Genomic DNA, 24,911 nt, shown 5'->3' with positions numbered 1-24,911 from the left:
GTCTGACAAGCGCGTGGAAAAGCGTGAGCTGATCCGCCAAGCCGTAGGCGCCACTCCACAATGCCCGACAATCTGACGCCAGTCGGTTGCCGCAAGCGCCCGGGCCGGTGGCGCCAGTCGCTCAGCCCCCGCGAGCCTGCGCGCGCAGGATGTGCTTCTGGATCTTTCCGGTCGAGGTCTTCGGCAGTTCCGCGAAGACGATCTGCTTCGGCACCTTGAAGCCGGCAAGATGCTGGCGGGCGAAGGCGATCAGCTCCTCGGCCGTCGCGGATGCACCGGGCTTGAGCTCGACGAAGGCGCAGGGCGTCTCGCCCCATTTCTCGTCGGGCTTCGCGACCACCGCCACCACCGCGACGGCGGGGTGCCTGTAGAGCGCGTCCTCGACCTCGATGGAGCTGATGTTCTCCCCGCCCGAGATGATGATGTCCTTCGAGCGATCCTTGAGCTGGATGTAGCCGTCCGGATGCTTCACCGCGAGGTCGCCGGTGTGGAACCAGCCGCCCTTGAAGGCCGCGCCGGTCGCCGCCTCGTCCTTGAGGTAGCCCTTCATTACGACGTTGCCGCGCATCATCACCTCGCCGAGCGTCGCGCCATCCGCCGGCACCGGCGCCATGCTCACGGGATCGAGCACGTCGAGCCCCTCCAGCGCGAGGTAGCGCACGCCCTGCCGCGCCATCAGCGCCGCCTGCTCCGATGCGGGCCGCGCGTCCCACTCGGCATGCCACTCGTTCACCACCGAGGGGCCGTAGCACTCCGTCAGGCCATAGACGTGGCAGACCGCGAAGCCCGCCTCGCGCATCGCGGCGAGCACTGCCTCGGGCGGCGGCGCGCCGGCGACGATGAACTTCACCTGGTGCGCGAGCGGGCGCTTCTCCTCCTCCGGCGTGTTCAGCAGCGTCGCCATGACGATCGGCGCGCCGCACATGTTCGTCACGCCTTCCTCGGCCATCAGCCGCCACATCTCAGGCCCGCGCACCGCACGCAGGCAGACATGCAGCCCGGCCTGCGCGGTGACGGTCCAGGGGAAGCACCAGCCGTTGCAGTGGAACATCGGCAGCGTCCAGAGATAGGACGGATGCCGCCCCATCTCCGCCGACAGCACATTGCCGATCGCGAGCAGATGGGCGCCGCGATGGTGATAGACGACACCCTTCGGCTTGCCCGTGGTGCCGGAGGTGTAGTTCAGCGTGATCGCGTCCCATTCGTCGCGCGGCATGGGCCAGGCGAAGGCGGCATCGCCCTCGGCGAGCAACGCCTCGTAGCCGAGCCCGCCCAGCGTCTCCCCCTTGACCGCGGCTGGGGCGAGCGGGTCATCCACCTCGATCACCAACGGCCGCACGCTGGCCTGCGCGAGGGCCACGCGCACCACCGGCATGAACTCCTTGTCCACCACCAGCGCCTTCGCTTCGCCGTGGTCGAGGATGTAGGCGATGGTCGCCGCATCGAGCCGCGTGTTGATGGTGTTGAGCACGGCGCCGGCCATCGGCACGCCGTAGTGGCATTCGAGCATCTCGGGGATGTTGGGCAGCACCGCCGCCACCGTGTCGCCGCGGCCGATGCCGCGCCTCGTCAGCGCATGGGCGAGGCGCACGCAGCGGTCGCGCAGCGCGCGGTAGTCGCGCCGGACCGCGCCATGCACCACCGCGGGCTGGCGGGGATGGACCTGTGCCGCGCGCTCGAGGAATAGCAGCGGCGTCAGCGGCTGGTGGTTCGCCGCATTGCGGGGCAGCCCCGCCTCGTAGTCGGCCATGTCAGCGGTCTTCCCACACCGGCTTGCGCTTCTCGACGAAGGCGCCGATCCCTTCGGCGGCGTCGCGCGCCATCAGGTTCTCGGTCATCACGCAGGCAGCCTCGCGATAGGCCTCGGCCAGGGGCTTCTCGACCTGCGCGTAGAAGGCCCGCTTGCCGAGCCGCACGGTCAACGCCGAACGCGAGGCGATGTGCCGCGCGAGCGCCATCGCGCTCGCCATCACCTCCCCGGCCGGGACGACGCGATTCACGAGGCCGATGCGATGCGCTTCGGCAGCCCCGATCATCTCGCCGGTCAGCAGCATCTCCATCGCCGCCTTGCGTGGCACCGCGCGGGCGAGCGGCACCGCCGGCGTCGAGCAGAACAGGCCGATATCCACCCCCGGTGTCGCGAAGCGCGCATGGTCGGAAGCCACCGCCAGGTCGCAGGTCGCCACCAACTGGCAGCCCGCTGCCGTCGCGACCCCCTGCACCGCGGCGATGACCGGCTGCGGCAACGCCGTGATCGCGAGCATCACGCGCGCGCAGGTTTCCATCGCGCGGTCGTAGAAGGCGCGGCCGCCATCGGGATCGGCGCGGTGCGCCGTGATCTCCTTGAGGTCGTGCCCGGCGCTGAAGACCGGCCCGTTTGCCGCGAGCACCACGCAGCGCACGGATGCGTCCTCGCCGATCGCGGCGAACGCGTTCTCCAGCGTCTCGAGCATCTGCAGCGACAGGCTGTTGCGCGCCGCGGGCCGGTTCAGCGTGAGCACCGTCACGCCATCCGCGCCATCCTCCCGCAGCAGCAGAGGGTCCGCTGCCATGTCCTTAACCGCGCTCATGACCGCTCCTCCGGTATCGGAGCGCCATCCTAGCGCGGCGGCCTCATCGCTTGAAGGCGGCCTCCCGCTTCTCGGCGAAGGCGCGGATGCCCTCCATGTGGTCGCCTGCGGCGAAGCAGAGCACATTCATCTCGTTCTCGTAGGCGAGGCCCGCCGGCAGCGGCGCCTGCATCGCCATGCGCACCGAGGCCTTCACGCTCTGCGTCGCCACGGGGCTGAACCCTGCGATGCGGCGGGCGATGGCGCGCGCGGCCTGCTCGTGATCGGCGTCCTCGGCCACCACCTCGACCATGCCGAGAGCGCGCGCCTCCTCGGCATCCACCGTCTCCCCGGTCAGCAGCAGGCGCATCGCCTGGCCGTAGCCGACCAGGCGCGGCAGCATCTGGCTCGCCCCGCCGCCGCCCACCCAGCCGCGCGTCACCTCGGGGAAGCCCGCCCTGAGGCTGCGCCCCGCGACGCGGATATCGGCCGCCAGCGCCAACTCGAAGCCGCCGCCCAGCGCCCAGCCCTTGAGCGCCGCGACCACCGGCTTGCGGATCTCCCGCACGCTCGTGCTGTATTCCACACGGTTGCGGAAGGACCACAGGTCCGGATAGGCGGCGAGTGCGTTGAGGTCCGTGCCGGAGCAGAAGGCCCGATCGCCCGCACCGCGCAGCAGCACGCAGCGCAGCGCCGGGTCGGCATCCACCGCGGCGGCGTGGCGCGCGATCGCCTCCGCCATCTCCGGCGTCACGGCATTGTGCTTGGCCGGGCGGTCCAGGACGATCTCGGCCACCCCGTCCTCGCCCCGGATCAGATGCACCTCGCCCTCCATCGCGCCCTCCCCTTGCCGTGCCGCGTCGCGCCGCTAGCCTAGGTGCTGCAACGAAGCGAGGGAACGCCATGCGCCGCGTCACGGCCGAGCAGGCCGCGGCTCTCGTCCGCGACGGGGATACGCTGCTCATCGGCGGCTCGGGCGGCGGCCATGCGGTGCCCGAGGCGCTGCTCGCCGCGCTCGGCCGCCGCTTTCGCGAAACCGGCGCGCCGCGCGGCATCACGGCGCTGCACCCGGTCGGCATGGGGGATGGCGAGCATCGCGGGCTCGGTCATCTCGCGCAGAAGGGTCTGCTCAGGCGCAACGTCGCGGGCTCCTATGTGAACAGCCCGCCGGTCGCGGCCATGGCCCTGCGCGACGAGATCGAGGCCTGGTCGCTGCCGCAGGGCGCGCTGTCGCAACTGATGCGGGAGATGGCGGCGGGACGGCCGGGACTGCTGACCAGGACCGGCCTGCACACCTTCGTGGACCCTCGCCACGGCGGCGGCGCGCAATCGCCCTCGGCGACCGAGCCGCTCGTGGAACTCGTGCAGTTCCGCGGCGAGGAGTTCCTCTTCTACAAGCCCTACCATGTGGACGTCGCCTTCCTGCGCGGCACCACGGCGGACGAGGACGGCAACGTCTCCATGGAGAAGGAGGCCGTCACGCTCGAGATGCTCTCCGAGGCGCAGGCCACGAAGCGCTGCGGCGGCATCGTCATCGTGCAGGTCGAGCGCATCGCCCGCGCCGGCTCCATCCATCCCAAGATGGTCAAGATCCCGGGCATCCTGGTGGATTGCGTCGTCGTCGAGCCCGGCCAGTGGCAGACCTTCGAGACCTTCTACTCCCCTGCCTATTCCGGCGAGTTCCGCATCCCCGTGGCCGACATCCCGCGCCTGCCGCCGGGGCCGCGCCGCGTGGTCGCCCGCCGCGGCGCGCTCGAGCTGTTCCGCGGCGCGATCTGCAATCTCGGCTCGGGCATCTTCACCGGCATCGCCAATGTGGCGGCCGAGGAAGGCGTGCTCGACGCCGTCTGCCTGACCAACGAGCAGGGTAACATCGGCGGCGCGCCGGCCAGCGGCGGGGAGGCAGGCGCGGCGATGAACCCGCACGCCCAGGTGGACCAGCCCTACCAGTTCGATTTCTATGACGGCGGCGGGCTCGACCTCGCCTTCCTCTCCTTCGCGGAGTTCGACGCGGAGGGGAACGTCAATGTCTCGCGCTTCGGCGACCGGCTGATCGGGCCGGGCGGCTTCATCAACATCAGCCAGGGGGCGCGGCGCTGCATCTTCGGCGGCACGCTGACGGCCGGCGGCAAGCCCAAGGCGGTCGCGCGGGTCGAGCAGGTGACCTTCTCCGGCCGCTATGCGCGCGAGCGCGGGCAATCCGTCCTCTACGTCACCGAGCGCGCGGTCTTCCGCCTCGGCCCGGACGGTCCGGTGCTGATCGAGATCGCGCCCGGGCTCGACCCGGAGCGCGACGTCATCGCCGCCATGGGTTTCCGCCCCGCTGTCGCGCCGGAGCTCAGGACCATGGACGCCCGGCTCTTCGCCGATGCGCCGATGAACCTCGCCGCGGACCTCGCGGCCAGGCCACCCCGCGCGTCATCACCACGCCTCGCCTGAGGCCCGAGAAGGCCGCACGGGCCGTCAGCGCGGCCCGGCGGCGTCGGGCCAGAAGCGCACGCCCGCGCGCGCCAGGCCACCGCCGACGCCGATCGCCGTGCCGTCCGCACGCCAGCAGGCCGCGCCCTCCATCGCGCCGTCCTCACGGAAGCCGATGGCGCACATGCCGCCGCCCACATGCGGCAGGCGCTGGATCGCGTGGCCGCGCGCGGCGAGGTCGGCGCGCACCGCCTCGCCGAAGGCGGGCTCCATCTCCACCGCATCGCCCTGGGTCCAGAGGCGTGGCGCCTCCACCGCTTCCTGCAGCGACATGCCGTGGTCCACGAGGTTCAGCATCGCCTGCATGACCGAGCCGAAGATCCGCAAGCCCCCCGGCATGCCGAGCGCATAGGCCGGCCTGCCGCCGCGCAGCACGATCATCGGCGCCATGGAGGTGGTCACGCGCTTGCCCGGCGCGATGGACAGCGCACGGCCCGGCCGCGGGTCGAAGGTCGCGAGGTAGTTGTTCGGGATCATGCCCGTGCCATGCACCAGGAACCGCGCGCCGAAGCTGGAATTGATCGTCTGCGTCATGCAGGCGATCCGCCCCTCGGAATCCGCGACGGTGATGTGCGTGGTGTTCGCGCTCTCCTTCGCCGCGATGCCCGCCCCCCAGTCGCGCGCGCGCGCCATGTCGAGCAGCGCCCGCCGTTCCTCGGCATAGGCGCGCGAGGTCAGGCGCGCGACCGGCACCTCCACGAAGGCCGGGTCGCCCGAGGCCGCGGCGCGGTCGGCGAAGGCGATCTTGAGGCATTCGGCGAGCAGATGCAGCGTGTCCGCGCTGCCGAAGCCCATGGCACGCATGTCGTAGGCCGAGAGGATGTTCAGCATCTGCAGCACATGCACGCCCGAGGCCGCGGGCGGCGGCGGCAGCACGATCTCGACATCGCGATAGGGCCCGCGCAGCGGCGCGCGCTCGATGGTGCGGTAGCCGCGGATATCGGCCGCGCTGACGATGCCCCCCGCGCGCGCGATCCCGTCCGCAACCGCCTGGCCCAGCGCGCCGTCGAGCGCCGCCGCGCCCTCCTGCGCGATCGTGCGCAGCGTCGCGGCGTATTCGGCCTGCACCACGCGATGCCCCGCCTTCAGCGGCGCTCCGCCGGGCAGGTAGATCGCGCTGATCGCCGGGTCCCTGGCCATGTCCGGCGCCGCCTCGGCCACGCATTCGGCGAGGTAGGGCGTCGCGCGGAAGCCGCGTTCCGCATGGCGGATGGCCGGCGCGATCACGTCCGCGAGCGGCATCGTGCCGAAGCGCGCGAGGATCTCGCACCACGCCTTGAGGTTGCCCGGCGTGGCGACGGAAAGCCCGCCCACCACGTTCAGCCGGTCCACCGCCTCCAGCACGCGCGGCTTGTCCGGCTGCGACGGAGTGAACATGTCGGGCCGCGCGGCGGCGGCGCAGGTGGCCATGCCGTCGATGATGGTGTGCGTCCCGTCCGGCAGGCGCAGATGCGCGGTGCCGCCGCCGAGCAGCCCGACCATCATCGGCTCGACGACGGTCAGCGCGAAGAGCGCGGCGATCGCCGCATCCGCCGCATTGCCGCCGGCGGCCAGCATCTCCGCCCCGGCCGCCGAGGCCAGCGGATGGTTCGTCACCACCATCCCGCGGCTGCCCATGGCGGGGCGCTTCTCGCAGGCGAAGCGCGTGCCCGCGCGGCTCGTCCAGTCGCTCGTCATGTCGGGTCGGGTTCCTTCAGGGCGTGGGGCTCGCGACGCGGATGGCGCGCTGGGGCTGGCAGAGATCGAACCGGGCGCGCTCCTCGATCCGCCCATCGGACCAGCGGATGCGCAGATCGGCAAGGCATGGCGTGCCGCGCGGCGGCGTGATGTGCAGCGCGCTGCCCGGCGGCAGCGCCACGCGGCCGATCAGGGATGCGCCGTCGTGAGGCTGCCCGGCGGGGGCGATCTCCACGGCCGTGACCACGCCGGGCCCGGCATTGAACAGGGTGAAGGGTCGGGCGCCGTCCTCGCTGCGCGCGGCATGCGAGGAGGCCAGCACGCTCATCGCGAGGATGACGCCTGCGCCGACCCGCCTTCCCCCAGACGCAACTCCGGCCCGGCGCAAAGATCCACCCCCGGACGTTCCTCGACTCTGCCGCCAACATAGACCGCCCGCAGGTCGAACAGGCAACCCTCGCCGGGCCGCGCGCGCAGCAGCACGGCATGGCCCGGCATGACCTGCGCGTGGCCGAGCCAGTCCTCCGCCCCCGGCCCCTCGCCCGCGCGGCCGAGATGCAGGCGCGTCACCGTCTCGGCGCCCGCATTCACCAGCCGCAACCCCTGCACCGGCGCCGGCGCGGATTCGACCTCCACTCTCGCCGAGAGGCCGAGCATCGCGCGCAGCCGCGCCTCGAACAGCCAGGCCACAGCCCCGATCCCCAGCAGCAGGCCGAGCACCACCAGCGCGACCAAGAGGCCGGCGCCGGCGCGCCGCGGCGCCTGCGCGGCGGGCTGGCCGGCGCGCGGCGGCGGAGCGGGCCGGGGCGGCGTGGGTGCTGCCGGGCGCGGCGGGGCGGGCATGGGCGTTCCGGGCGGCGCCGGGCGGCCGGCCTGCGAGGCCCGCGCCGCGGCGACCATCGCCGCCGCCTGCGCGCGCGGAATCTCCACCGTCGCATCCGCCGCCAGCGCGAGCCGCACGCCGGCCGCCAGCGCATCCGCATGGGGTTCGAGCGGCGGAGGGAACACGTCGAGCCAATGCGCGCCGGCAAGGTGCAGGCGCAGCGCTCCGCCCGGCTGGCAGTCCTCGATGCGCACCGGGACCAGCGCGAGCCCCTGCGAGACCGCCGTGACGACCTCGTTGCGGACATGCACGCTGCCCGCGGTGTGGCGCGAGAGGATCAGCACCATCGCATGCGCCCGGCCGATCGCGGTCAGGATCGCCTCGCCCCAGTCAGCGCCCGCCTTCACGTCCCGCGGCGCCATCCAGCAGACGATGCCGCGTGCCTCCAGCGCCGCGCAGACCGCCGCGGCGGCGGCGCGGTCGGCGGATGCGTAGCTGAGGAACACGTCATGCGGCATCGCGGCTGTCCGTACCGGGTGCGTTCTGGCACAGGCCGGGCCGCGGCGCCATCGCGGCGCCGCGCATTGCCCTGGCCCGCGGCGGGCCTCTAGAATCGAAGCCTTTCGCGCGGCAGAACACCGAATGTCCGACCCGCTCGCGGAGGTCCTGGCGCTGGAGGCCGAGGGCCTCCTCTTCTCCGCCCATGACAGGGCCATGGCAGCGCTCGCTGAACGGCCCGGGGACAAGGCGCTGCGCTACCGCGCCGCGCTGACCATCGCGCGCGCCGGGGCGACGGGGCGCGCGCTCGACCTCTTCCACCAGCTCAGGCTCGACGCCGAGGCGGACCCGGAGATCGCCGCCCTTGGCGCCCGGCTCATCAAGGACCGCGCGCTCGAGCAGCCGGCGGCCGCGCGCGGCCCGCTCCTCGCCGAGGCGGCGCGCCGCTATCGCGACCTCTGGCGCAGCAGCCGCGACGGCTGGCACGGCGTGAACGCGGCGGCCATGGAACTCTTTCGCGGCAACCGCGACGCCGCCACCGGCATCGCCGAGCGCGTGCTGCGCGACCACCGCGATGCCGGCGACTACTGGTCCGCCGCCACCGAGGCCGAGGCGCTGCTCATCGCCGGCCGCCCCTTCGAGGCGCGGCGCAGCCTCGAGGAGGCGGAGGCGCGTGCCGGCAGCGACCTCTCGGCCCGCGCCACCACCCGCCGCCAATTGCGGCGCGAGGCCCGGGTGCTGGGCTTCTCCCCCGGCATCGTGGATGCGCTGCGGATCCCGACGGTGCTGCACTACACCGGCCACATGCCGAAGCCCGGCCAGGACGACACGGCGATCGAGGCGCTCATCGCCGCCGCACTCGATGCCGCCATCGCCGCGCACCGCGTCGGCATGGCCTTCGGCGGGCTGGCCGCGGGGCTCGACATCCTGGCCGCCGAGGCGCTGCTGCGCGCGGGCGTCACGCCGACCGTCGTGCTGCCCTGCGACCCCTGCACCTACGAGGCCGATTCCGTCGCCCCGGCGGGCGAACGCTGGCTGCCCCGCTACCGTGCCCTGCTGGCGCGGGTGCGTATCCAGCAGCTCGACGAGCGGCCGTTCCCGGGCGACGACCTCCACCTCGCCATGGCGGCGCGGCGCGCCATGGGCCTTGCCCGCCTGCACGCCCGCCACCGCGACGGCCAGGCGCTGCAGGTCGCGGCCTGGGACAAGGCGCCCTCCCGCGGGGCGGCGGGAACGGGCGCGGATGTCGGTGCCTGGACGGCGGCGGGCGGGCGCTCCCTGCATATCGGCTGGCCCTGGCCGCGCGACGCGAACGGGGACGCCCCACCCGAGCCGCGCCGCCGCCCGATGGCGGTGCTGTTCGGGGACCTGCCACGCTTCTCCGCCCTCGACGATGCCGGACTCGCCGCCTTCTACGAAGGCCCGCTGGCGGCGATGGGCGAGGCGCTGGACCGCCACCCCGCCGCCTACCGCAACGCCTGGGGCGATGCGGTGCAGATCGCCTTCGAGGATGTCGCGGCGGCCGGTTTCTGCGCCTTCGACATGCGGGCCGCGCTGGAATCGCAGAAGCCGCCGATCCATCCGCGCTTCGCGCTGGATTTCGGGCCGCTGCTGCCGGTGCATGACGCGGTGCAGAGGGCCGACAAGTACTCCGGCCGCGCCATGACGCGCGCCGCGCGGATCGAGCCGGTCACGCCGCCCGGGCGCATCTTCGCCACCGAGGCCTTCGCCTGCGAGGTCGCGCTGCTGCCGCGCGGCGCCGGCCTCGCCTGCGACTATGCCGGCCGCATCCCGACGGCCAAGGGGTTCGGGTCACTGCCGCTCTATGCGCTGCGGCGCGCGGGCTACGAGGAGGACTGGACATGAGCGACGCGCGCCTCGCCGAGGATCTCGGCCGCATCACGCTGTTGCGCGACCTGCCGCCGCCGGCGCTCGCGCGCCTTGCCGAGGCCGCGCGCCGCATCGCCCCGCCCGATGGCGCGCCGCTCTTCGCCCAGGGCGACCCGCCGGATGCCGTCTACGCCGTGCTGGAAGGACGTGGCCGCGTGCGCGTCGGCGCGCCGGACAACGCCGCCAAGCGCCTGATGGTCGAGGTATTCCGCGCCGGCGACGTGTTCGGGGAGATCGGCGTGCTCGACGGCGCCCCGCGCAGCGCCGACGCGATGGTGATCGGGGAGGTCAGGCTCGCGCGCATCCCCGCCGCCGCCTTCCTCGAGACCGCGCAGGCCGAGCCCGCGCTCGGCCTCGCGCTGGCGCGGCTGCTCTCGGCCCGGCTGCGCCGCACCTTCGGGCTGCTGCAGGATGCCACCTTCGCCCCGCTGGAGGTGCGCCTCGCGCGCCAGGTGCTGTATCTGCTCAAGGCGGACAGCGTGAAGACGGAGAAGGGCCTGCGGCTCGCCGCGCGCTTCCGGCAGGGCGACCTCGCGGACCTGCTCGGCGCGACGACGCGCAGCATCATCTCGATCCTGAACGCCTGGCGGGCGGCGAACCTCGTCGCCTACGACACCGAGAAGGCCTATCTTTTCGTCCTCGACGAGGCCGGCCTCGCCGCCGTCGCGGCGGGGCCGCGCGACGGGGGGTGAAGTGCTTCCTCGCGCCGCGGCGCCAGGCGTGCTCCGGCTGCGCGCCATGATGCGTCTGCCCTTCCGGCTGCTGCCCGCCGCGCTGCTCCTCGGGGCGCTGCCCGCCGTCGCCGACCTCCCGGCCGCCAAGCCGCCGGCGCTCGAGCCGAACCGGCAGGTGCTGGATGTCCCGCTGCCGACCGCCAAGCCGCCGCCGGCCGAGCGCACCGCCGCCGACATCCCCGGCCCCGCCTGCGTCGCCGAGCACCGCGCGCTGATCGACGACGCCCTGGCCGAGGCCCGCGCGCGCCTGCAGGACGCGATCCGCCTGGTGGGCGAGGAGCCCGATCACGCCCATGTCCGCCGCTGGTTCGGCGATGCGCCGCGCAAGGCGGTGCGGATCACGCTCGAACTCACCGCCGAGCGCCTCGCCGATGCCGGCACCTTCGAGATCCGCTGCAACGACGCGCCGGCCTGCCCGGGCGGACGCTTCGCCTATGCGCTGGCGCGCGAGCAGGTGGTGGGCCTCTGCGCGCCGTTCTTCCGTGCGGGCATGGAGGGGTCGGATTCGCGCTGGGGCATCCTGATCCACGAGGTCTCGCACCTCGCCGCGAATACGCGCGATCACGCCTACCGCCCGCGCGGCGCGCTGGTGCTCGCCAAGTCGGATGCCCTGCGCGCCGCCGAGAACGCCGACAACTACGAGTATTTCGTCGAGACGCTGCCGCGCTGACGCGCGGGCCGCAGGGCTGCGCTCAGCGGGCCCGCAGCACGAACAGCGCCGCCACCGCCGCCGCCCCGAGCGCCGCGGTCAGCCACAGCGCCTGCGCGCCCTGCGCATCCACCATGAGCCCGAAGCCGTAGGGCGCGAGCGCCTGCGCCGCGCGCGCCGGCGCGGTGATGATCCCCTGCCGCCGCCCGTAGCCGACCGGCCCGAACAGCGCGAGCGGCAGCGTCCCGCGCGTGATGGTCAGCATCCCGTTGCCGGCGCCGTGGATCAGCACGAAGGCCGCGGCCATCGGCGCCCCGCCCGCCAGCAGCACCGCGACGGCGATGGGGTGCAGCGACGCCGCGATGCGCGCCGAGACCAGCGGGCTGACCTTGCGGAGGAAGCCGAATTCCAGGATGCGGGCGCCGACCTGCGCCGGCCCCAGCAGCGCGCCCGCCGCCACCGCCGCCGCCGCGGTGGCGCCCGCCGCCTGCAGCAGCCCGGGCAGATGCGCCCCCAGCGCCGAGGCGCTGAACCCCGCCGTGGCCAGCACGAAGGCGAGCAGCGCCATGTCCCGCAGCCGCGGCGGCTTCGACTCGGGCGCCGCGGCCGAGGATGCGACGGCCTTTTCCGGCGGCGGCACGCGCGGGATCAGGAAGCGGTTCAGCGGCAGGCCGAGCAGCAGATGCAGCGCCGCCCAGCCGAAGCAGGCCCCGCGCCAGCCCCATTCGGCCTCCATCAGCGCCGTCGCGGGCCAGCCGACCGTGCTGGCAAAGCCGGCGATCAGCGTGATGCCGGTGATGCTGCTGCGCGCATCCTTCCCGTAGAGCCCGGCGAGCGTCGCGAAGGCCGCATCGTAGAGCCCCATCGCCATGCCGACGCCCATCAGCGCCCAGGCCAACCCGAAGACCAGCGGCCCCGGCGCGAGGCCCATCAGCACGAGGCCGATGGCGAAGACGGCATTCGACACGGCGAGAACATCCCGCCCGCCGCGGGAATCGATGGCGCGCCCTGCCGCCGGGCCCAGCAGCGCCGTCAGCAGCAGCGCCCCCGAGAAGACGCCGAAGATCGCCGCGCGCGAGAGGCCGAACTCGGCCGCGATCGGCGTCGCGAGGATGGCGGGCAGGTAGTAGGACGATCCCCAGGAGAGGGTCTGGGTCGTGCCGAGCACGGCGACGGTCAGCGCGCGATTGGCGGAAGCGGTCATCGCCGCCCATTCTCCGCCCGCGCGGCCGCCGCGCCAAGGCGGATCAGGTCACGCCTGGTCCGTGATGTCGCGGCCGAGGGCCGCGCGATACCGCTCCGCCACCCGCGCCTTGACCTCGGGATTGATGATGCGCGGCGGGAAGCGCCCCGCGGCGAAGGCCGAGAAGGCCTCGGCGGCGATGCGGGTGATCATCGCGCGGCTCTCATGCGTCACGCCCGCCGTGTGCTGCGTGCAGATCACGGCCGGGTGGGAGAGCAGCGGATGGTCCTTGGGCGGCGGTTCCTGCTCCCACACGTCGAGGCCCGCCCCGGCGAGGTGCCCCTTCTCCAGCGCGGCGAGCAGCGCCGCCTCGTCATGGATGGAGCCCCGCGCGGTGGTCACGAGCACCGAGCCGGGCTTCATCGCCGCGAAGGCGTCGGCCGCCATCATGGCGCGGCTTTCCGGCGTCAGCGGGCAGTGCAGCGAGACGACATCGCACTGGCCGAGCATCGCGCGCAGGTCGTCCACCTTCTCCGCCCCGCGGTCGGCCACCGTCGCCGCGTCCACATAGGGGTCGTAGGCGAGCACGCGGCAGTGGAAGGCGGCGTTGAGGATGGCCGCCGTGCGGGTGCCGACATTGCCGATCCCCACCAGTCCGACCGTCTTGCCGTAGAGGTTGCGGCCCATGAATTCCTCGCGCCGCTGCGCCCGCCCCTCGCGCATCGCCGCGTGGCATTCCGGGAAGCGTTTCAGCAGCGCGAGCATCATGCCGACGGCATGCTCGGCCACGGCTTCCGCATTGCCGCCGGCCTGGTTGACCAGCAGCACGCCCGCGCGGGTGCAGGCGGCGGGGTCGATGGTGTCGTAGCCGGCACCCTGGGAGGCCGCCATCAGCAGGTTCGGCAGGCGCGCGAGCAGCGCATCGTTCACATGGAACGCCTTCGGCAGCTCGTCGCGCGAGGCCTTCACGTAGTAGCCCTGGCAGGTCTCGAGCAGCTTGAGCGCGGCTTCCTCGCCGTCGTCGAGCGTCATCCGCACGATCTCGAGCCGTGGGTCCTGCGCCGCGGTGTCGAGGAAGGACTGGTGCGGCACGCGGATGAGATAGGCGATGCGGAAGCGGTCGGCGGCTGACACGTGGCGTTTCCCCCTCAGGACCGCGGCCTGCGTAGCGCGGCTTCGGGGCAGGCGCCAGATGCGCTCAGCGCCGCAGCGAGAGGATGTAGGCCACCACGTCGTCGAGCTGCTCCCGCGTCAGGCGGTAGTCCGGCATGTTCGCATGCGGCGTCTGCAGGAAGACCCTGAGCGACATCGAGGTCGTCGAAGGCATCTGCGCGATCGCCTGCAGCGGCGCGGCGGCGTCGCTGGCCGGCCCCCGCATGCCCGGGGCGAGCTGGTGGCAGTTCGCGCACCACGTCTCGGCAAGCCGCCGCCCGGCGAGCGGGTCGCCCGGCTCGGTCTGGGCTGCGGCCGGCAGGGCGGTTGCGGCCAGGATGGCCAGGGCGGCGGGCAGGCGCATGGATGTCTCCGTCATCGGTCGCAGGCAGGATGGGTCTCGCGGCGCTGGCAGGCCATGTCCTAGGCCATGTAGCCGCCGCCGTTCATATGGTAGACTTGACCGGTTATCCATTCGGCCGCATCCGAGGCCAGCCACACCAGCAGGCCCGCAATCTCCTCCGGCCGCCCCATGCGGCCGAGCGGCAGCGCCTTGGCCATGGTCGCGAGTTCGTCCTCCGTGTTGCCGTGCCGCGGCTGCGCCGTGTCGGTCAGGCCCGGCGCCACCGCATTGACGCGGATGCCGTGCGGCGCGAGCGCCAGCGCCATCGAGCGCGTGAGGCCGATCACCCCGGCCTTGGTCGCGGCATAATGCACGCCGAGCGGCACGCCGCGCACGGCGGAGGAGGAGAGGTTCAGGATCACGCCCCGCCGCCCCGCGGCGACCATGTGCCGCGCGGCCGCCTGGGCGCAGAAGGCGCTGCCCTTCAGGTTCACGTCCAGCACGCGGTCCCATTCCGCCTCGGTCATCTCGAGGAAGGGCACGCGCGGGAAGATGCCGGCATTGTTCACCAGCACGTCGATGCGGCCGAGGCCATCGAGGGCCGCCTGCACGATGGCGGCGCATTCCGTGGCGGTGCCGACGCTGCCCTGCACCAGCACGGCGCGGCGCCCGGCGGCGCGGACATCGGCCGCGACGGCCTCGGCCGCCGCCCGGTCGTCGAGCCAGTTGACCGCCACGTCGTGGCCCGCCGCCGCCAGCGCGCGCGCGGCCGCGGCGCCGATCCCCTGCTGCGCGCCGGTCACCAGAACGGCCTTCGCGGTCATGCGCGGTCTCCCTGCGGTCGGGGCATCCTCGCGGGGCTTGCCGGGCGGCGCAACGGGTGGCACCCCTGCCCGGAAGGCATGGGATGGAGACGCCGTTGGACATCGCCGGGCTGTTCACGCTGAAGGGGCGGCGCGCCTTCGTGACCGGCGCCTCGGGCGTTCTGGGCGCGCATTTCGCGCGCGTCCTTCATGGCGCGGGCGCGCAGGTGGTGCTGGCCGCACGGCGCCGGGAGGCGACCGCGGCGCTCGCCGCCGAACTCGGCGCCGGGGCCGCGGCGGTGCCGCTGGACGTGACGGACCCATCCTCCATCGCCGCGGCCTTCGATGCCGCCGAGGCCGCGCTCGGCGGTCCCTGCGATATCCTCGTGAACAATGCGGGCATCGCCGTGACCAAGCCCTTCCTGCAGCAGGGCGCGGAGGACTGGGACGGCGTGATGGCCGTGAACCTGCGCGGCTGCTTCCTCGTCGGGCAGCAGGCGGCGCGGCGCCTCGCCGCGGCCAAGCAGCCGGGTTCCGTCATCAACATCGCCTCGGTGCTGGGCGAACGCATCATCCCCGGCGTTGCGGGCTACACCGCGGCGAAGGCCGGGCTGCTGCACCTGACACGGCAGATGGCCGTGGAGCTCGCGCGCTTCTCCATCCGGGTGAACGCCATCGCGCCCGGCTATGTCGCGACCGACCTCAACCGCGACTACTTCGCCTCCGAGGCCGGCCAGGCGATGATCCGGCGCATCCCGCAGCGGCGGCTCGGCTCGCCCGCGGACCTGACGGGCGCGCTGCTGCTGCTTGCCTCCGACGCCGGCGCCCACATGACCGGGGCGACGGTCACGGTGGATGGCGGCCATTCGGTCAACCCGCTCTAGGACGACGCGCCATGGACTTCGTGCTCCCCCCCGAGATCGAGGACTACCGCATCCGCATCCGCCGGTTCGTGGAGGAGTGGCTGATCCCGCTCGAAGCCGACCGCGCCAACTACGACGAGCACGAGAACATCGCGCCGCACGTGCTCGCGGAGATGCGCCGGCAGGCCAAGGCCGAAGGCCTGTGGGCCCTGCAGATGCCGAAATCGGTCGGCGGCCAGGGCCTGCCGCGCATCGGCATGGCCGCCTGCTACGAGGAGATGAACCGCTCCATCTTCGGCCCCGTGGTGTTCAACTCCGCGGCACCCGACGACGGAAACATGATGATCCTCGACCGCGTGCTGCCGGATGCGATGAAGGAGGAATGGCTGCTGCCCATCGTGCGCGGCGAGGCGCAGTCCGCCTTCGCCATGACCGAGCCCGACGGCTGCGGCTCCGACCCCAACCTGACCTACACGCGCGCCGAGCGCATGGGCAACGACCGCTGGCGCATCACCGGCCGCAAGTGGTTCATCACCGGCGCGGGCAATGCGCGGATCTTCATCATCATTGCCCGCACCTCGGACGACGAGCGCAAGGGCCTGTCCGCCTTCCTCTTCAAGTCCGACACGCCGGGCTGGAGGATCGTCCGTCGCATCCCGATCATGGGGCCGGAGGAGCATGGCGGGCATTGCGAACTCGAATTCAACGGGCTGGAGATCCCCGACGGCCAGCGCCTGCTGAACATCGGCGACGGGCTGAAGGTGACGCAGATGCGCCTCGGCGTCGCGCGGCTGACGCACTGCATGCGCTGGACCGGGCTCGCGCGCCGCTGCCTCGAGATCGCGATGGAACGCATCAAGCAGCGCGATTCCTTCGGCATGAAACTGATCGACCGCGAGAGCGTGCAGGGCCTGATCGGCCAGGCGGCGATGGAGATCGAGATCGGCCGCATGCTGACCATGCGCGCGGCCTGGGCGCTCGACCAGGGCTCCTTCGCGCGCAAGGAGGTCTCGATGGCCAAGATCGTCGTGGCCGACGCGCTGCAGAAATCGGTGGACACCGCACTGCAGCTCCTCGGCGCACGGGGCTATTCGAAGGATACGGTCATCGAGTGGATCTACCGCTATGCCCGCCAGGCGCGGCTGGTGGATGGCGCCTCCGAGGTGCACCGCATGGTGCTCGCCAACCTGCTGCGCGCCGAGGGCGACGGCTTCTTCCGCTGGGGCGAGGCGGGCCGTGGATGAGGCGCGCCGCGCCCGCCTGACCGGCTGGCTGCGCGCCGCGAGCGGCGATCCGGCGCTCGCCATCGAGGGGATGACGCTGCTCTCGGGCGGCGCCATCCAGCAGAACTGGACGCTGGATGTCTCCGGCGGCCGGTCCTGGGTGCTGCGGACGGACAATGCCGCCACGCTCGCGGTCAGTCATGGCCGGGCGGAGGAATTCGCGCTGCTGCGCGCCGCCTTCGCCGCCGGCGTGACCGTGCCGGAGCCGCTGTTCCTCTGCGAGGACGCCGCCGTGACCGGCGCGCCCTTCTTCGTCATGCGGCGCGTGACCGGCACGGCGGCGGCGCATCGCGTGGTGAGGAGCGAGACGCTGGGCGGCGGGCGCGAGGCCTGCGTGCGGGCGCTGGGGCGGGAACTCGCGCGCATCCACGCCATCACGCCGCCGCGCGCGGACCTCGCCTTTCTCGGCACGCCGCCAGCCGATCCCTGCCGCACCTTCGTCGCGGAACAGCGCGCCGCGCTCGATCGCCAGCGCATCCCGCGCCCGGTGCTGGAATGGGGGCTGCGGCACCTGGAACGCACCGCCCCGCCGCCCGTTCCGGCGGTGCTGGTTCACAACGACTTCCGCACCGGCAACATCATGCTGGACGAGCGCGGCGTGACCGCCGTGCTGGACTGGGAGTTCTCGGTCTGGTCGGACCCGCATGCCGATCTCGGCTGGCTCTGCGCGAAGTGCTGGCGCTTCGGCAACGACGCGCAGGAGGCCGGCGGCATCGGCCCGCGCGCGGCGCTCTATGCAGGCTACGGCGCGGTGGACGACGCCCGCGTGCGCTGGTGGGAGCTCGCCGCGCATGTCCGCTGGGCGTCGATCGCGGTGGACCAGGCGGAACGCCACATCTCGGGCGTGGAGCGCAACCTCGAACTGGCGCTGACCGGCCACCTGGTCCCGGGCCTGGAATGGGAGATCCTGCGCATGGTGGAAGCCCGCGATGCTGCGTGAGGAGCCGCTCGCGCCGGACCTGCTCGCCATCGCGCGCGAGGTGCTGCTGAACGACCTCCTGCCCGCCCTGCCGGCGGAGACGGCCTTCGCCGCGCGCATGGTGGCGAACGCCATGGCGATCGCGGCGCGCGAGGCGACGCAGGACGATTGGGAACCCGCGATGCTGGCCCGCATGGCCGCACTCGCCGGCGACCCGCGCGCCTTCGCCGCCGCCATCCGCGAGGGCCGCTTCGACCCCGGCACGCCGGGGCACAAGGAAGCCGCCGCGCTGCTGGACGAACTCACGCGGGCGCGCTGCGCCGTCAGCGCGCCCAAGGCGCTGGGCAAGGGATGAGACGATGATGGACGACGACCTGCCGAGATCGGCCGCCAACCACGTTCCGCTTTCCCCGGTCTCGTTCCTCGCCCGCGCGGCGCGCATCTGGCCGGACCGCGCGGCCATCATCCACGGCGCGCGGCGCATTACCTACGCGCAGTATTTCGAGCGCAGCCGGCGCCTCGCCTCTGCGCTGCGCCGCGCGGGAGTCGCTCCGGGCGACGTGTTGGCGGCGCTGCTGCCGAACATGCCCGAGATGCTCGAAGCGCACATGGCCGTGCCGATGGCGCATGCGGTGCTGTGCCCGATCAACACGCGGCTCGATGCGCCGACGGTGCGCTTCATCCTCGGCCATTCGGGGGCGAAGGTGCTGATCCTCGACCGCGAATTCGCCGCGCTCGCCGTCGCGGCGCTGGACGGGATGGCGAACCCGCCGCGCGCCGTCATCGTGGACGATCCGGACGGCCCGGGCGGCGCGGACATCGAGGCGACACCCTACGAGGACTTCCTCGCCACCGGCGACGCCGCGTTTCCCGCGGAACCGCCGGCGGACGAATGGCAGGCGATCTCGCTCTCCTACACCTCGGGCACCACCGGCGATCCGAAGGGCGTGGTGGTGCATCATCGCGGCGCCTACCTCAACGCCTGCGGCAATGCGCTGGCCTTCGGGCTTTCGCCGCGCAGCGTCTATCTCTGGACGCTGCCGATGTTCCACTGCAATGGCTGGACCTACACCTGGGCGGTCACGTTGCAGGGCGGCACGCATGTCTGCCTGCGCCGCATCGACCCTGCGCGCATCTTCGCGTTGATTGCGGAGCACGGCGTCACGCATCTCTGCGCCGCGCCGGTGGTGCTGACCATGCTGATCCACGCGCCGGAGGAGCAGCGCCGCGCCTTCCCGCACCGCGTGGCCATCGCCACCGGCGGCGCCGCGCCGCCCTCCCCCGTCATCGCGGCGATGGAGCGCATGGGCTTCGACGTCACGCATCTCTACGGCCTGACGGAATGCTACGGGCCGTCGCTGCTCTGCGCCTGGCAGCCGGAACTGGCGCACCTCCCCCTGCCCGAGAAGGCCGCCTTCATGGCCCGCCAGGGCGTGCCCCTGCCGACGCTGGAGGACGCCACCGTGCTCGACCAGCAGACCGGCGCGCGCGTGCCCGCGGATGGCGCGACGCTCGGCGAGATCGCGCTGCGCGGCAACACGGTGATGAAGGGCTATCTCCGCAACCCCAAGGCCAATGCCGCCGCCTTCGTGGATGGCTGGTTCCGCACGGGCGACCTCGGCGTGCTTCACCCCGACGGCTACATCGAGGTGAAGGACCGCGCGAAGGATATCGTGATCTCCGGCGGCGAGAACATCAGCAGCCTGGAAGTCGAGGAAGCCCTCTACAAGCACCCCGATGTGATGGAAGCCGCCGTCGTCGCCCACCCCGACCCGAAATGGGGCGAGGTGCCGCACGCCTTCGTCACGCTCAAGCCCGGCGCGCGCGCGACCGAAGCGGACATCATCGCCCATTGCCGCGCCAACCTCGCGCATTTCAAGGCGCCGCGGCATGTCACCTTCGGCCCGCTGCCCAAGACCGCGACGGGCAAGATCCAGAAGTTCGAGCTCCGCCGCGCGCTCAAGGGCGAGTGAACTATTTGCCCGGCGCCTGCGGCTTCGGCGCCGGTTTCGGCGCCGGGCGCGGCGGGGTGGACGGGCCGGAGATCACGTCGAAATCGTATTCGGTGCGCTGCATGGCTGGCCTCTGCTGGTCTGGCCGCCTTGCACCTGAGGGTCTTGCCGGAAGCGGGATGCCGATGGTCCCGAAACGCGAAAGCCGCCAGGGCTCGGCGGCTTTCGGGAAGATGTGGTCGCGTGGACGTCCCTAGGCCGCTGGTGGATACCAGCGGTACCAAAATCGGCCGACGGGGATCGGGCTCGTGACCATGAGCGGACGCTAGGCCGACCGGGCGCGGATGCGCAAGAGGGGCGGCCGGGCCTTGCCGCGAAACGCGCGCATTGTGGGGCCGGCGCCACAGGCGGATCGTCGCGCCGGCCCGATGACGGCCCGCCGCCCCCGCGCTACATCCGCGTCCGATGTCCCTCCCCATTCCCGACACCATCCCGCGCTGCGCGCTCGTCACCGGCGGGGCGAAGCGCCTCGGCCGCGCCATGGCGCTCGCGCTGGCCGAGGCCGGCTTCGACCTCGCCATCCATTACGCCGCCAGCGCCGAGGAGGCCGAGGCCACCGCGCAGGCGATCCAGACGCTCGGCCGCCGCGCCGTCACCCTGCGCGCCGACCTCGCGCGCGAGGAGGAGGTCGCGCGCCTGCTGCCCGAGGCGGCCGCCGCGCTCGGCCCGGTCGGGGTTCTGGTCAACAACGCCTCGACCTTCGAGCGTGACGAATGGTACGACGCGACCCGCGCCTCCTGGGATGCGCATGTCGAGCCGAATCTGCGCGCGCCCTTCGTGCTGACGCAGGCCTTCGCCCACGCGCTGCCCCCGGGCCGGGAGGGGGTGGTGGTGAACATGCTGGATCAGCGCGTCTGGTCGCTGACGCCGCATTTCGTCTCCTACACCGTCTCCAAGGCGGGGCTCTGGGCGTTGACGCAAGCCCTCGCCCTCGCGCTCGCGCCGCGCATCCGCGTCAATGCCATCGGCCCCGGTCCGGCCCTGCCGAGCCCCCGCCAGACGCCGGAGCAGTTCGCCCGCCAGGCGCGCTCCGTCCCGCTGCGCCACGGCACGAGCCCCGAGGAGGTCGCCCACGCCCTGCTCGCCATCCTCGCCCTGCCCGCCATGACCGGACAGATGATCGCCCTCGATGGCGGCCAGCATCTGCAATGGGCCCCGAGCCAGGGGACGGAGCCCGAGGAATGAGCCTCGCCCCCGATGCCGCGCGCGGGCTGAGGCGCGTCTTCGTGCGCGGGCTGACGGTCCAGGCCAGGCTTGGCGTGCATGCCCACGAGAAGGCACGATCGCAGCGTGTCGTGATCGACGTGGACCTCGCCGTGCGGGACGAGCATGCGCCCCTCGGCGAAGGCCCGGACGATCTCTCCCGCGTCGTGGACTACGCGACGGTCGCCGCCACCGCGCGGCGGATCGCCTGCGCCGGCCATGTCAGGCTGGCCGAGACGCTGGCCGAACGCATCGCGATCGCGCTGCTCGCCGATGCGCGGGTGGTGGTCGCGCGGGTGGGGGTGCAGAAGCCCGATGTGTTGACGGATGTCGGCTCTGTGGGCGTTGTCGTTGAAAGGACGCGATTTTGAAACGGACGGGGCGTGGATTTTGTCCACCGCCGGCCGGCACCGCGTTCCGGCGCGCCGGCGTCAAGCGAAGAATCCGTCTTGACGCATGCATATCTCGCGATCTGAGCCGAAAATGCTTTAAAATCAACGTTCTTATCTTGGGCGCTCGGGGCGCCGGGTCGGCGGGCAGATCGCTGAAACCCTTTTGTAACCGGCCCCGGCGCAGTCTGCCCGGTCCTTCGCCCACAGACTTTTCCACAGGATTCGTGGACAATCGCCGGGCCATGCACCGCCCCCCGAGGACAGTGTGACCGGCGAGCCTGGCGCCGAAGCCGTGCAGGACGGCCTCGCCGTGATAGAGGCCGCCCTGCCTCGCCTGCCGCTGGCACCCGGCGTCTATCGCATGCTCGATGCCAAGGGCGATGCGCTCTACGTCGGCAAGGCGCGCTCGCTGCGCAAGCGCGTGACGGCCTACACCCAGGTCGCGCGGCTTTCCGAACGCCTGCGCCGCATGGTCTTCGAGACGCGCAGCCTCGAGGTGGTCACGACCGCCTCCGAGGCCGAGGCGCTGCTGCTCGAAGCCAACCTGATCAAGCGGCTGCGGCCCCGCTTCAACATCGTCCTGCGCGACGACAAATCCTATCCCTGGCTCGTCATCACCGACGACCATCCCTTCCCGCAGATCGCCAAGCATCGCGGCGAGCGACGCAAGGGGGCCTCCTACTACGGCCCCTTCGCCTCAGCCTGGGCGGTGAACCAGACCATCACGGCGCTCCAGCGGGTCTTCCTGCTGCGCTCCTGCCGCGACACCGTCTTCGACAGCCGGAGCCGGCCCTGCCTGCTGTTCCAGATCAAGCGCTGCTCGGCCCCCTGCGTCGGCCGCATCAGCGAGGCCGACTACGCCGCCCTGGTGCGGGAGGCGAAGGAGTTCCTCTCCGGCGGCACGCCCACCATCCAGAAGCGCCTTGCCGCCGAGATGGAGCAGGCCGCCGCGCAGCTCGAGTTCGAGCGTGCCGCCGCGCTGCGCGACCGCATCCGTGGCCTGACGCATGTGCAGGGCAAGGACCGCGTGAACCTCGAGGCGGTGGGCGATGCCGATGTCGTGGCGCTGCACCAGGCGGCCGGGCAGTCCTGCGTGCAGGTCTTCTTCTTCCGCGGCGGGCGCAACAACGGCAACCGCGCCTATTTCCTGACCCATGGCCGGCAGGAGCAGAGCGCGGAGGAGGTGATGGGCACCTTCCTCGCCCAGCTCTACGATGACCTCCCGCCGCCCCCGCTGGTCCTGCTCTCGCACGCCCCGCCCGAGGCGGCGCTGATCGCCGAGGCGCTCTCACTCAAGGCCGGGCGCAAGGTGGAGCTCCATCGCCCGCAGCGCGGCGAGAAGAAGGAGGCGGTCGAGCACGCCGCCACCAATGCGCGCGAGGCCCTCGAGCGCCGCCTCGCCGAAGGCACCGCGCAGGCGCAGCTTCTCGAAGGCGTCGCGACGCTGTTCGGCCTGCCCGCACCGCCCGAGCGCATCGAGGTCTTCGACAACAGCCACATCCAGGGCGCCAATCCCTATGGCGTGATGATCGTCGCCGGGCCCTCGGGCTTCGTTAAGCAGGCCTACCGCAAGTTCGCCATCAAGGCCGCGCCGGGCAATGACGACTTCGCCATGATGCGCGAGGTCTTCGAACGCCGCTTCGGCCGAGCCCTGCGCGAGGATCCCGCCCGCGAATCCGAGTCCTGGCCGGATCTCGTGCTGATCGACGGCGGCGCGGGGCAGCTCTCCGCCGCCCAGGCGGTGATGGCCGAGCTCGGCGTCGAGGATGTCCCGCTCGTCGCCGTCGCCAAGGGGCCCGACCGGGACGCCGGGCGCGAATGGTTCCACATGGCCGGCCGCGAGCCCTTCCAGCTCCCGCCGCGGGATCCCGTGCTCTACTATCTGCAACGCCTGCGCGACGAGGCGCACCGCTTCGCCATCGCCGCCCACCGGGCGGGGCGGTCGAGGGCGCTCACGCGATCGGAGCTGGACGACATCCCGGGCGTCGGCGCCGCCATCAAGCGGCGGCTGCTCCATCATTTCGGCTCGGTCCGCGGAGTGCGCCAAGCCGGCCTTGCCGACCTCGAAGCCTGCCCGGGCATAGGCCCCGCCGTCGCACGCCGGGTCCATGAGCATTTCCATCCCGGCGCGACAGTGGCCCGCCGCGACGGGACAGGCTAAGCAGGGGACCGCGCATGCCGACCGACCTGCCCAACCTGCTGACGATCTCCCGCATCGCGGCCATCCCGGTGCTGGTGGCCCTGGTCGCGATCGGCGCGCCCTGGGCGGACATGGCGGCCTGCGTGGTGTTCTCGGCCGCCGCCATCACCGACTATTTCGACGGCAAGATCGCCCGCGACCGCGGTGTCACCTCCTCCTTCGGCCGCATGCTCGACCCGATCGCGGACAAGCTGCTGGTCGGCGCCGCGCTGATGCTGCTCGCGGGGCTCGAGCGGCTGTCCCACGCCGCGCTCTATCCCGCGATCGTGATCATGCTGCGCGAGATCATGGTCTCCGGCCTGCGCGAGTACCTCGCGGAATTGCGCGTCGGCCTGCCGGTGACGAGGCTCGCGAAGTGGAAGACCGGCTTCCAGATGGGATCGCTCGGCACGCTGATCGCGGGCGATACCGGCGCCTCGGTCATCGGGCTCGGCTTCCTGCCCGTCTCCGCGCTCGGCGAGATCGGACTCTGGGCGGCGGCGGCGCTGACCCTGGTCACCGGATGGGACTATCTGCAGGCCGGCCTGCGCCATGCCGGCGCGCAGGACACGCCCCCGCCCGAGGCCGCGGAAGCGCCCCGCGAAACGCCGGCGCGCCCTTGAGCCGGAAACGCCGCGGGCGCATCTTCCGGCCATGATCGCGGAGCGAAACCCGATGCGGCGCGCATCCCGTGGCGGCCCTGCCCTGTTGGCCCTGCTGCTCGCCGGCTGCGGCACGGACTGGCAGCCCTCCTGGAACACCTCAAGCCGCCCCGGCATTCCCGGCGACAGCCTGACCATCCGGCGCGTCACCGGCCAGGAGGCGGAGTTCACCCCCCTGCGCAGCGAGGGCGTCGGCCAGCTCCGTCTCAGCGCCGGCGAGCTGCGCCCCCCGCCACCGCCCGGCGGGCCCGAGGCCGCGATGACGGCGGTTCCCGAGTATCGCCCGGTTCCGCGCCCGCAGATCGAGGGCGAGAGCCCCGCGCCGCGCCGCCAGCCGCTCGGCAGCTCGACGCCGCCCGAACCCCTCCGCCCGCCGCCCCAGGCCGCAGCGCCGCGCCCTGTCTCCGCCCCGGCCCTGCCGCCGGTCGAGCGCGTCGAGGGCACGCCCATCGAGGTGCCGGGCCAGCCCACGGGCGTCGTCAGCGGCGGCACCGGCCGCGTGCAATCCCTCGGCATCCCCGGCAGCCCCGCCGGCGGTGTTGCCATCCGCGACGGCGGCACCACCACCGTGATCCAGCCCGGTGGCCGGGTGACCACCGTCCCGTCCCCGCGCTGATCC

24 protein-coding genes are annotated in these 24,911 nt (G+C 72.8%); 14 read left to right on the top strand and 10 right to left on the bottom strand.

The window, feature by feature from the left end:
• Positions 1-121: 121 nt before the first annotated feature.
• The 3 genes from FHS88_RS11485 to FHS88_RS11475 all read right to left on the bottom strand — a co-directional run bounded on the left by FHS88_RS11485 (position 122) and on the right by FHS88_RS11475 (position 3,384).
• On the bottom strand, positions 122-1,750 hold the full coding sequence (locus tag FHS88_RS11485) for an acyl-CoA synthetase (protein ID WP_184484719.1): 1,629 nt from the start codon (positions 1,748-1,750) through the stop codon (positions 122-124).
• A 1-nt stretch (position 1,751) separates the two neighbouring features.
• Positions 1,752-2,552, bottom strand: coding sequence for an enoyl-CoA hydratase (locus FHS88_RS11480; protein WP_211842237.1), 801 nt, complete (start codon positions 2,550-2,552; stop codon positions 1,752-1,754).
• Positions 2,553-2,613: 61 nt separating this feature from the next.
• Positions 2,614-3,384 carry an enoyl-CoA hydratase/isomerase family protein gene (locus tag FHS88_RS11475; protein WP_184484715.1) on the bottom strand — a complete coding sequence of 257 codons (771 nt, stop codon included), beginning with the start codon at positions 3,382-3,384 and terminating at the stop codon, positions 2,614-2,616.
• Positions 3,385-3,452: 68 nt separating this feature from the next.
• Here FHS88_RS11475 and FHS88_RS11470 point away from each other — a divergent pair, with 68 nt between their 5' ends.
• Positions 3,453-4,988: an acyl CoA:acetate/3-ketoacid CoA transferase gene (locus FHS88_RS11470; protein ID WP_184484713.1), complete on the top strand. Its 1,536-nt coding sequence runs from the start codon at positions 3,453-3,455 to the stop codon at positions 4,986-4,988.
• 24 nt (positions 4,989-5,012) lie between these two features.
• Here the strand turns inward: FHS88_RS11470 and ggt are convergent, their stop codons facing one another.
• The 3 genes from ggt to FHS88_RS11455 are packed head-to-tail and all read right to left on the bottom strand — an operon-like array spanning position 5,013 to position 8,045.
• Complete coding sequence (ggt, locus tag FHS88_RS11465) at positions 5,013-6,704, bottom strand: gamma-glutamyltransferase (RefSeq protein WP_184484711.1); 1,692 nt, start codon at positions 6,702-6,704, stop codon at positions 5,013-5,015.
• Positions 6,705-6,720: 16 nt separating this feature from the next.
• Entirely contained in the window at positions 6,721-7,032 is a 312-nt protein-coding gene (locus tag FHS88_RS11460; protein ID WP_184484709.1) for a hypothetical protein, read from the bottom strand.
• Complete coding sequence (locus FHS88_RS11455) at positions 7,029-8,045, bottom strand: toll/interleukin-1 receptor domain-containing protein (RefSeq protein ID WP_184484707.1); 1,017 nt, start codon at positions 8,043-8,045, stop codon at positions 7,029-7,031. The genes FHS88_RS11460 and FHS88_RS11455 overlap by 4 nt, the downstream gene beginning before the upstream one ends.
• A gap of 124 nt (positions 8,046-8,169) precedes the next feature.
• Between FHS88_RS11455 and FHS88_RS11450 the strand changes: the two genes are divergently transcribed.
• Genes FHS88_RS11450 through FHS88_RS11440 form a run of 3 tightly spaced genes read left to right on the top strand, consistent with a single transcriptional unit; the run spans position 8,170 to position 11,319 of the window.
• The gene (locus tag FHS88_RS11450) at positions 8,170-9,891 is read left to right on the top strand and encodes a tetratricopeptide repeat-containing protein (RefSeq protein WP_184484705.1); all 1,722 of its coding nucleotides are present in this window, start codon (positions 8,170-8,172) and stop codon (positions 9,889-9,891) included.
• The gene (locus FHS88_RS11445; RefSeq protein ID WP_184484703.1) at positions 9,888-10,607 is read left to right on the top strand and encodes a Crp/Fnr family transcriptional regulator; all 720 of its coding nucleotides are present in this window, start codon (positions 9,888-9,890) and stop codon (positions 10,605-10,607) included. The genes FHS88_RS11450 and FHS88_RS11445 overlap by 4 nt, the downstream gene beginning before the upstream one ends.
• Before the next feature lie 46 nt (positions 10,608-10,653).
• Complete coding sequence (locus FHS88_RS11440) at positions 10,654-11,319, top strand: M35 family metallopeptidase (protein ID WP_184484701.1); 666 nt, start codon at positions 10,654-10,656, stop codon at positions 11,317-11,319.
• 22 nt (positions 11,320-11,341) lie between these two features.
• Here FHS88_RS11440 and FHS88_RS11435 read toward each other — a convergent pair whose 3' ends face one another.
• The 4 genes from FHS88_RS11435 to FHS88_RS11420 all read right to left on the bottom strand — a co-directional run bounded on the left by FHS88_RS11435 (position 11,342) and on the right by FHS88_RS11420 (position 14,800).
• Entirely contained in the window at positions 11,342-12,502 is a 1,161-nt protein-coding gene (locus FHS88_RS11435; RefSeq protein WP_184484699.1) for an MFS transporter, read from the bottom strand.
• A gap of 48 nt (positions 12,503-12,550) precedes the next feature.
• The gene (locus FHS88_RS11430) at positions 12,551-13,615 is read right to left on the bottom strand and encodes an NAD(P)-dependent oxidoreductase (protein ID WP_338146534.1); all 1,065 of its coding nucleotides are present in this window, start codon (positions 13,613-13,615) and stop codon (positions 12,551-12,553) included.
• Between the two features lie 64 nt (positions 13,616-13,679).
• Positions 13,680-14,012 carry a c-type cytochrome gene (locus tag FHS88_RS11425; RefSeq protein WP_184484697.1) on the bottom strand — a complete coding sequence of 111 codons (333 nt, stop codon included), beginning with the start codon at positions 14,010-14,012 and terminating at the stop codon, positions 13,680-13,682.
• A gap of 44 nt (positions 14,013-14,056) precedes the next feature.
• A complete protein-coding gene (locus FHS88_RS11420; RefSeq protein ID WP_184484695.1) occupies positions 14,057-14,800 on the bottom strand; it encodes an SDR family NAD(P)-dependent oxidoreductase in 744 nt (247 codons plus the stop codon).
• Between the two features lie 83 nt (positions 14,801-14,883).
• On the opposite strand from FHS88_RS11420, the gene FHS88_RS11415 reads away from it, so the two are divergent.
• The 10 genes from FHS88_RS11415 (at position 14,884) to FHS88_RS11370 (ending at position 24,908) form a co-directional block, all read left to right on the top strand.
• Positions 14,884-15,663 (top strand): SDR family NAD(P)-dependent oxidoreductase, encoded by a 780-nt coding sequence (locus tag FHS88_RS11415; protein ID WP_184484693.1) that lies wholly within the window; start codon positions 14,884-14,886, stop codon positions 15,661-15,663.
• Between the two features lie 11 nt (positions 15,664-15,674).
• Positions 15,675-16,886: an acyl-CoA dehydrogenase family protein gene (locus tag FHS88_RS11410; RefSeq protein WP_184484691.1), complete on the top strand. Its 1,212-nt coding sequence runs from the start codon at positions 15,675-15,677 to the stop codon at positions 16,884-16,886.
• Positions 16,879-17,865, top strand: coding sequence for a phosphotransferase family protein (locus FHS88_RS11405; RefSeq protein ID WP_211842325.1), 987 nt, complete (start codon positions 16,879-16,881; stop codon positions 17,863-17,865). Before FHS88_RS11410 ends, FHS88_RS11405 begins: the two co-directional genes overlap by 8 nt.
• On the top strand, positions 17,855-18,199 hold the full coding sequence (locus FHS88_RS11400; protein ID WP_184484689.1) for a DUF6285 domain-containing protein: 345 nt from the start codon (positions 17,855-17,857) through the stop codon (positions 18,197-18,199). Before FHS88_RS11405 ends, FHS88_RS11400 begins: the two co-directional genes overlap by 11 nt.
• A 7-nt stretch (positions 18,200-18,206) precedes the next feature.
• A complete protein-coding gene (locus FHS88_RS11395) occupies positions 18,207-19,817 on the top strand; it encodes an acyl-CoA synthetase (RefSeq protein ID WP_184484687.1) in 1,611 nt (536 codons plus the stop codon).
• Between the two features lie 444 nt (positions 19,818-20,261).
• Entirely contained in the window at positions 20,262-21,041 is a 780-nt protein-coding gene (locus FHS88_RS11390) for an SDR family oxidoreductase (RefSeq protein ID WP_184484685.1), read from the top strand.
• Positions 21,038-21,430: a dihydroneopterin aldolase gene (locus FHS88_RS11385; protein ID WP_246419844.1), complete on the top strand. Its 393-nt coding sequence runs from the start codon at positions 21,038-21,040 to the stop codon at positions 21,428-21,430. The genes FHS88_RS11390 and FHS88_RS11385 overlap by 4 nt, the downstream gene beginning before the upstream one ends.
• A 286-nt stretch (positions 21,431-21,716) precedes the next feature.
• On the top strand, positions 21,717-23,612 hold the full coding sequence (gene uvrC, locus FHS88_RS11380) for an excinuclease ABC subunit UvrC (RefSeq protein WP_184484681.1): 1,896 nt from the start codon (positions 21,717-21,719) through the stop codon (positions 23,610-23,612).
• A gap of 14 nt (positions 23,613-23,626) precedes the next feature.
• Complete coding sequence (gene pgsA / locus FHS88_RS11375; protein ID WP_184484679.1) at positions 23,627-24,253, top strand: CDP-diacylglycerol--glycerol-3-phosphate 3-phosphatidyltransferase; 627 nt, start codon at positions 23,627-23,629, stop codon at positions 24,251-24,253.
• Positions 24,254-24,284: 31 nt separating this feature from the next.
• Positions 24,285-24,908 carry a hypothetical protein gene (locus FHS88_RS11370; protein WP_184484677.1) on the top strand — a complete coding sequence of 208 codons (624 nt, stop codon included), beginning with the start codon at positions 24,285-24,287 and terminating at the stop codon, positions 24,906-24,908.
• The last annotated feature ends 3 nt before the right edge of the window (positions 24,909-24,911 follow it).

Source organism: Neoroseomonas alkaliterrae, assembly GCF_014199195.1.
GTDB classification, from domain to species: domain Bacteria; phylum Pseudomonadota; class Alphaproteobacteria; order Acetobacterales; family Acetobacteraceae; genus Neoroseomonas; species Neoroseomonas alkaliterrae.
This window is presented reverse-complemented; position numbering and strand designations above follow the sequence as displayed.

What these genes read in the sequence shown, in the direction of transcription:
- FHS88_RS11485 (WP_184484719.1), bottom strand. Translation starts at nt 1,750, where the DNA reads ATGGCCGACTACGAGGCGGGGCTGCCCCGCAATGCGGCGAACCACCAG.
- FHS88_RS11480 (WP_211842237.1), bottom strand. Translation starts at nt 2,552, where the DNA reads ATGGCAGCGGACCCTCTGCTGCTGCGGGAGGATGGCGCGGATGGCGTG.
- FHS88_RS11475 (WP_184484715.1), bottom strand. Translation starts at nt 3,384, where the DNA reads ATGGAGGGCGAGGTGCATCTGATCCGGGGCGAGGACGGGGTGGCCGAG.
- FHS88_RS11470 (WP_184484713.1), top strand. Translation starts at nt 3,453, where the DNA reads ATGCGCCGCGTCACGGCCGAGCAGGCCGCGGCTCTCGTCCGCGACGGG.
- ggt (WP_184484711.1), bottom strand. Translation starts at nt 6,704, where the DNA reads ATGACGAGCGACTGGACGAGCCGCGCGGGCACGCGCTTCGCCTGCGAG.
- FHS88_RS11460 (WP_184484709.1), bottom strand. Translation starts at nt 7,032, where the DNA reads ATGAGCGTGCTGGCCTCCTCGCATGCCGCGCGCAGCGAGGACGGCGCC.
- FHS88_RS11455 (WP_184484707.1), bottom strand. Translation starts at nt 8,045, where the DNA reads ATGCCGCATGACGTGTTCCTCAGCTACGCATCCGCCGACCGCGCCGCC.
- FHS88_RS11450 (WP_184484705.1), top strand. Translation starts at nt 8,170, where the DNA reads ATGTCCGACCCGCTCGCGGAGGTCCTGGCGCTGGAGGCCGAGGGCCTC.
- FHS88_RS11445 (WP_184484703.1), top strand. Translation starts at nt 9,888, where the DNA reads ATGAGCGACGCGCGCCTCGCCGAGGATCTCGGCCGCATCACGCTGTTG.
- FHS88_RS11440 (WP_184484701.1), top strand. Translation starts at nt 10,654, where the DNA reads ATGATGCGTCTGCCCTTCCGGCTGCTGCCCGCCGCGCTGCTCCTCGGG.
- FHS88_RS11435 (WP_184484699.1), bottom strand. Translation starts at nt 12,502, where the DNA reads ATGACCGCTTCCGCCAATCGCGCGCTGACCGTCGCCGTGCTCGGCACG.
- FHS88_RS11425 (WP_184484697.1), bottom strand. Translation starts at nt 14,012, where the DNA reads ATGACGGAGACATCCATGCGCCTGCCCGCCGCCCTGGCCATCCTGGCC.
- FHS88_RS11420 (WP_184484695.1), bottom strand. Translation starts at nt 14,800, where the DNA reads ATGACCGCGAAGGCCGTTCTGGTGACCGGCGCGCAGCAGGGGATCGGC.
- FHS88_RS11415 (WP_184484693.1), top strand. Translation starts at nt 14,884, where the DNA reads ATGGAGACGCCGTTGGACATCGCCGGGCTGTTCACGCTGAAGGGGCGG.
- FHS88_RS11410 (WP_184484691.1), top strand. Translation starts at nt 15,675, where the DNA reads ATGGACTTCGTGCTCCCCCCCGAGATCGAGGACTACCGCATCCGCATC.
- FHS88_RS11400 (WP_184484689.1), top strand. Translation starts at nt 17,855, where the DNA reads ATGCTGCGTGAGGAGCCGCTCGCGCCGGACCTGCTCGCCATCGCGCGC.
- FHS88_RS11395 (WP_184484687.1), top strand. Translation starts at nt 18,207, where the DNA reads ATGGACGACGACCTGCCGAGATCGGCCGCCAACCACGTTCCGCTTTCC.
- FHS88_RS11390 (WP_184484685.1), top strand. Translation starts at nt 20,262, where the DNA reads ATGTCCCTCCCCATTCCCGACACCATCCCGCGCTGCGCGCTCGTCACC.
- FHS88_RS11385 (WP_246419844.1), top strand. Translation starts at nt 21,038, where the DNA reads ATGAGCCTCGCCCCCGATGCCGCGCGCGGGCTGAGGCGCGTCTTCGTG.
- pgsA (WP_184484679.1), top strand. Translation starts at nt 23,627, where the DNA reads ATGCCGACCGACCTGCCCAACCTGCTGACGATCTCCCGCATCGCGGCC.
- FHS88_RS11370 (WP_184484677.1), top strand. Translation starts at nt 24,285, where the DNA reads ATGATCGCGGAGCGAAACCCGATGCGGCGCGCATCCCGTGGCGGCCCT.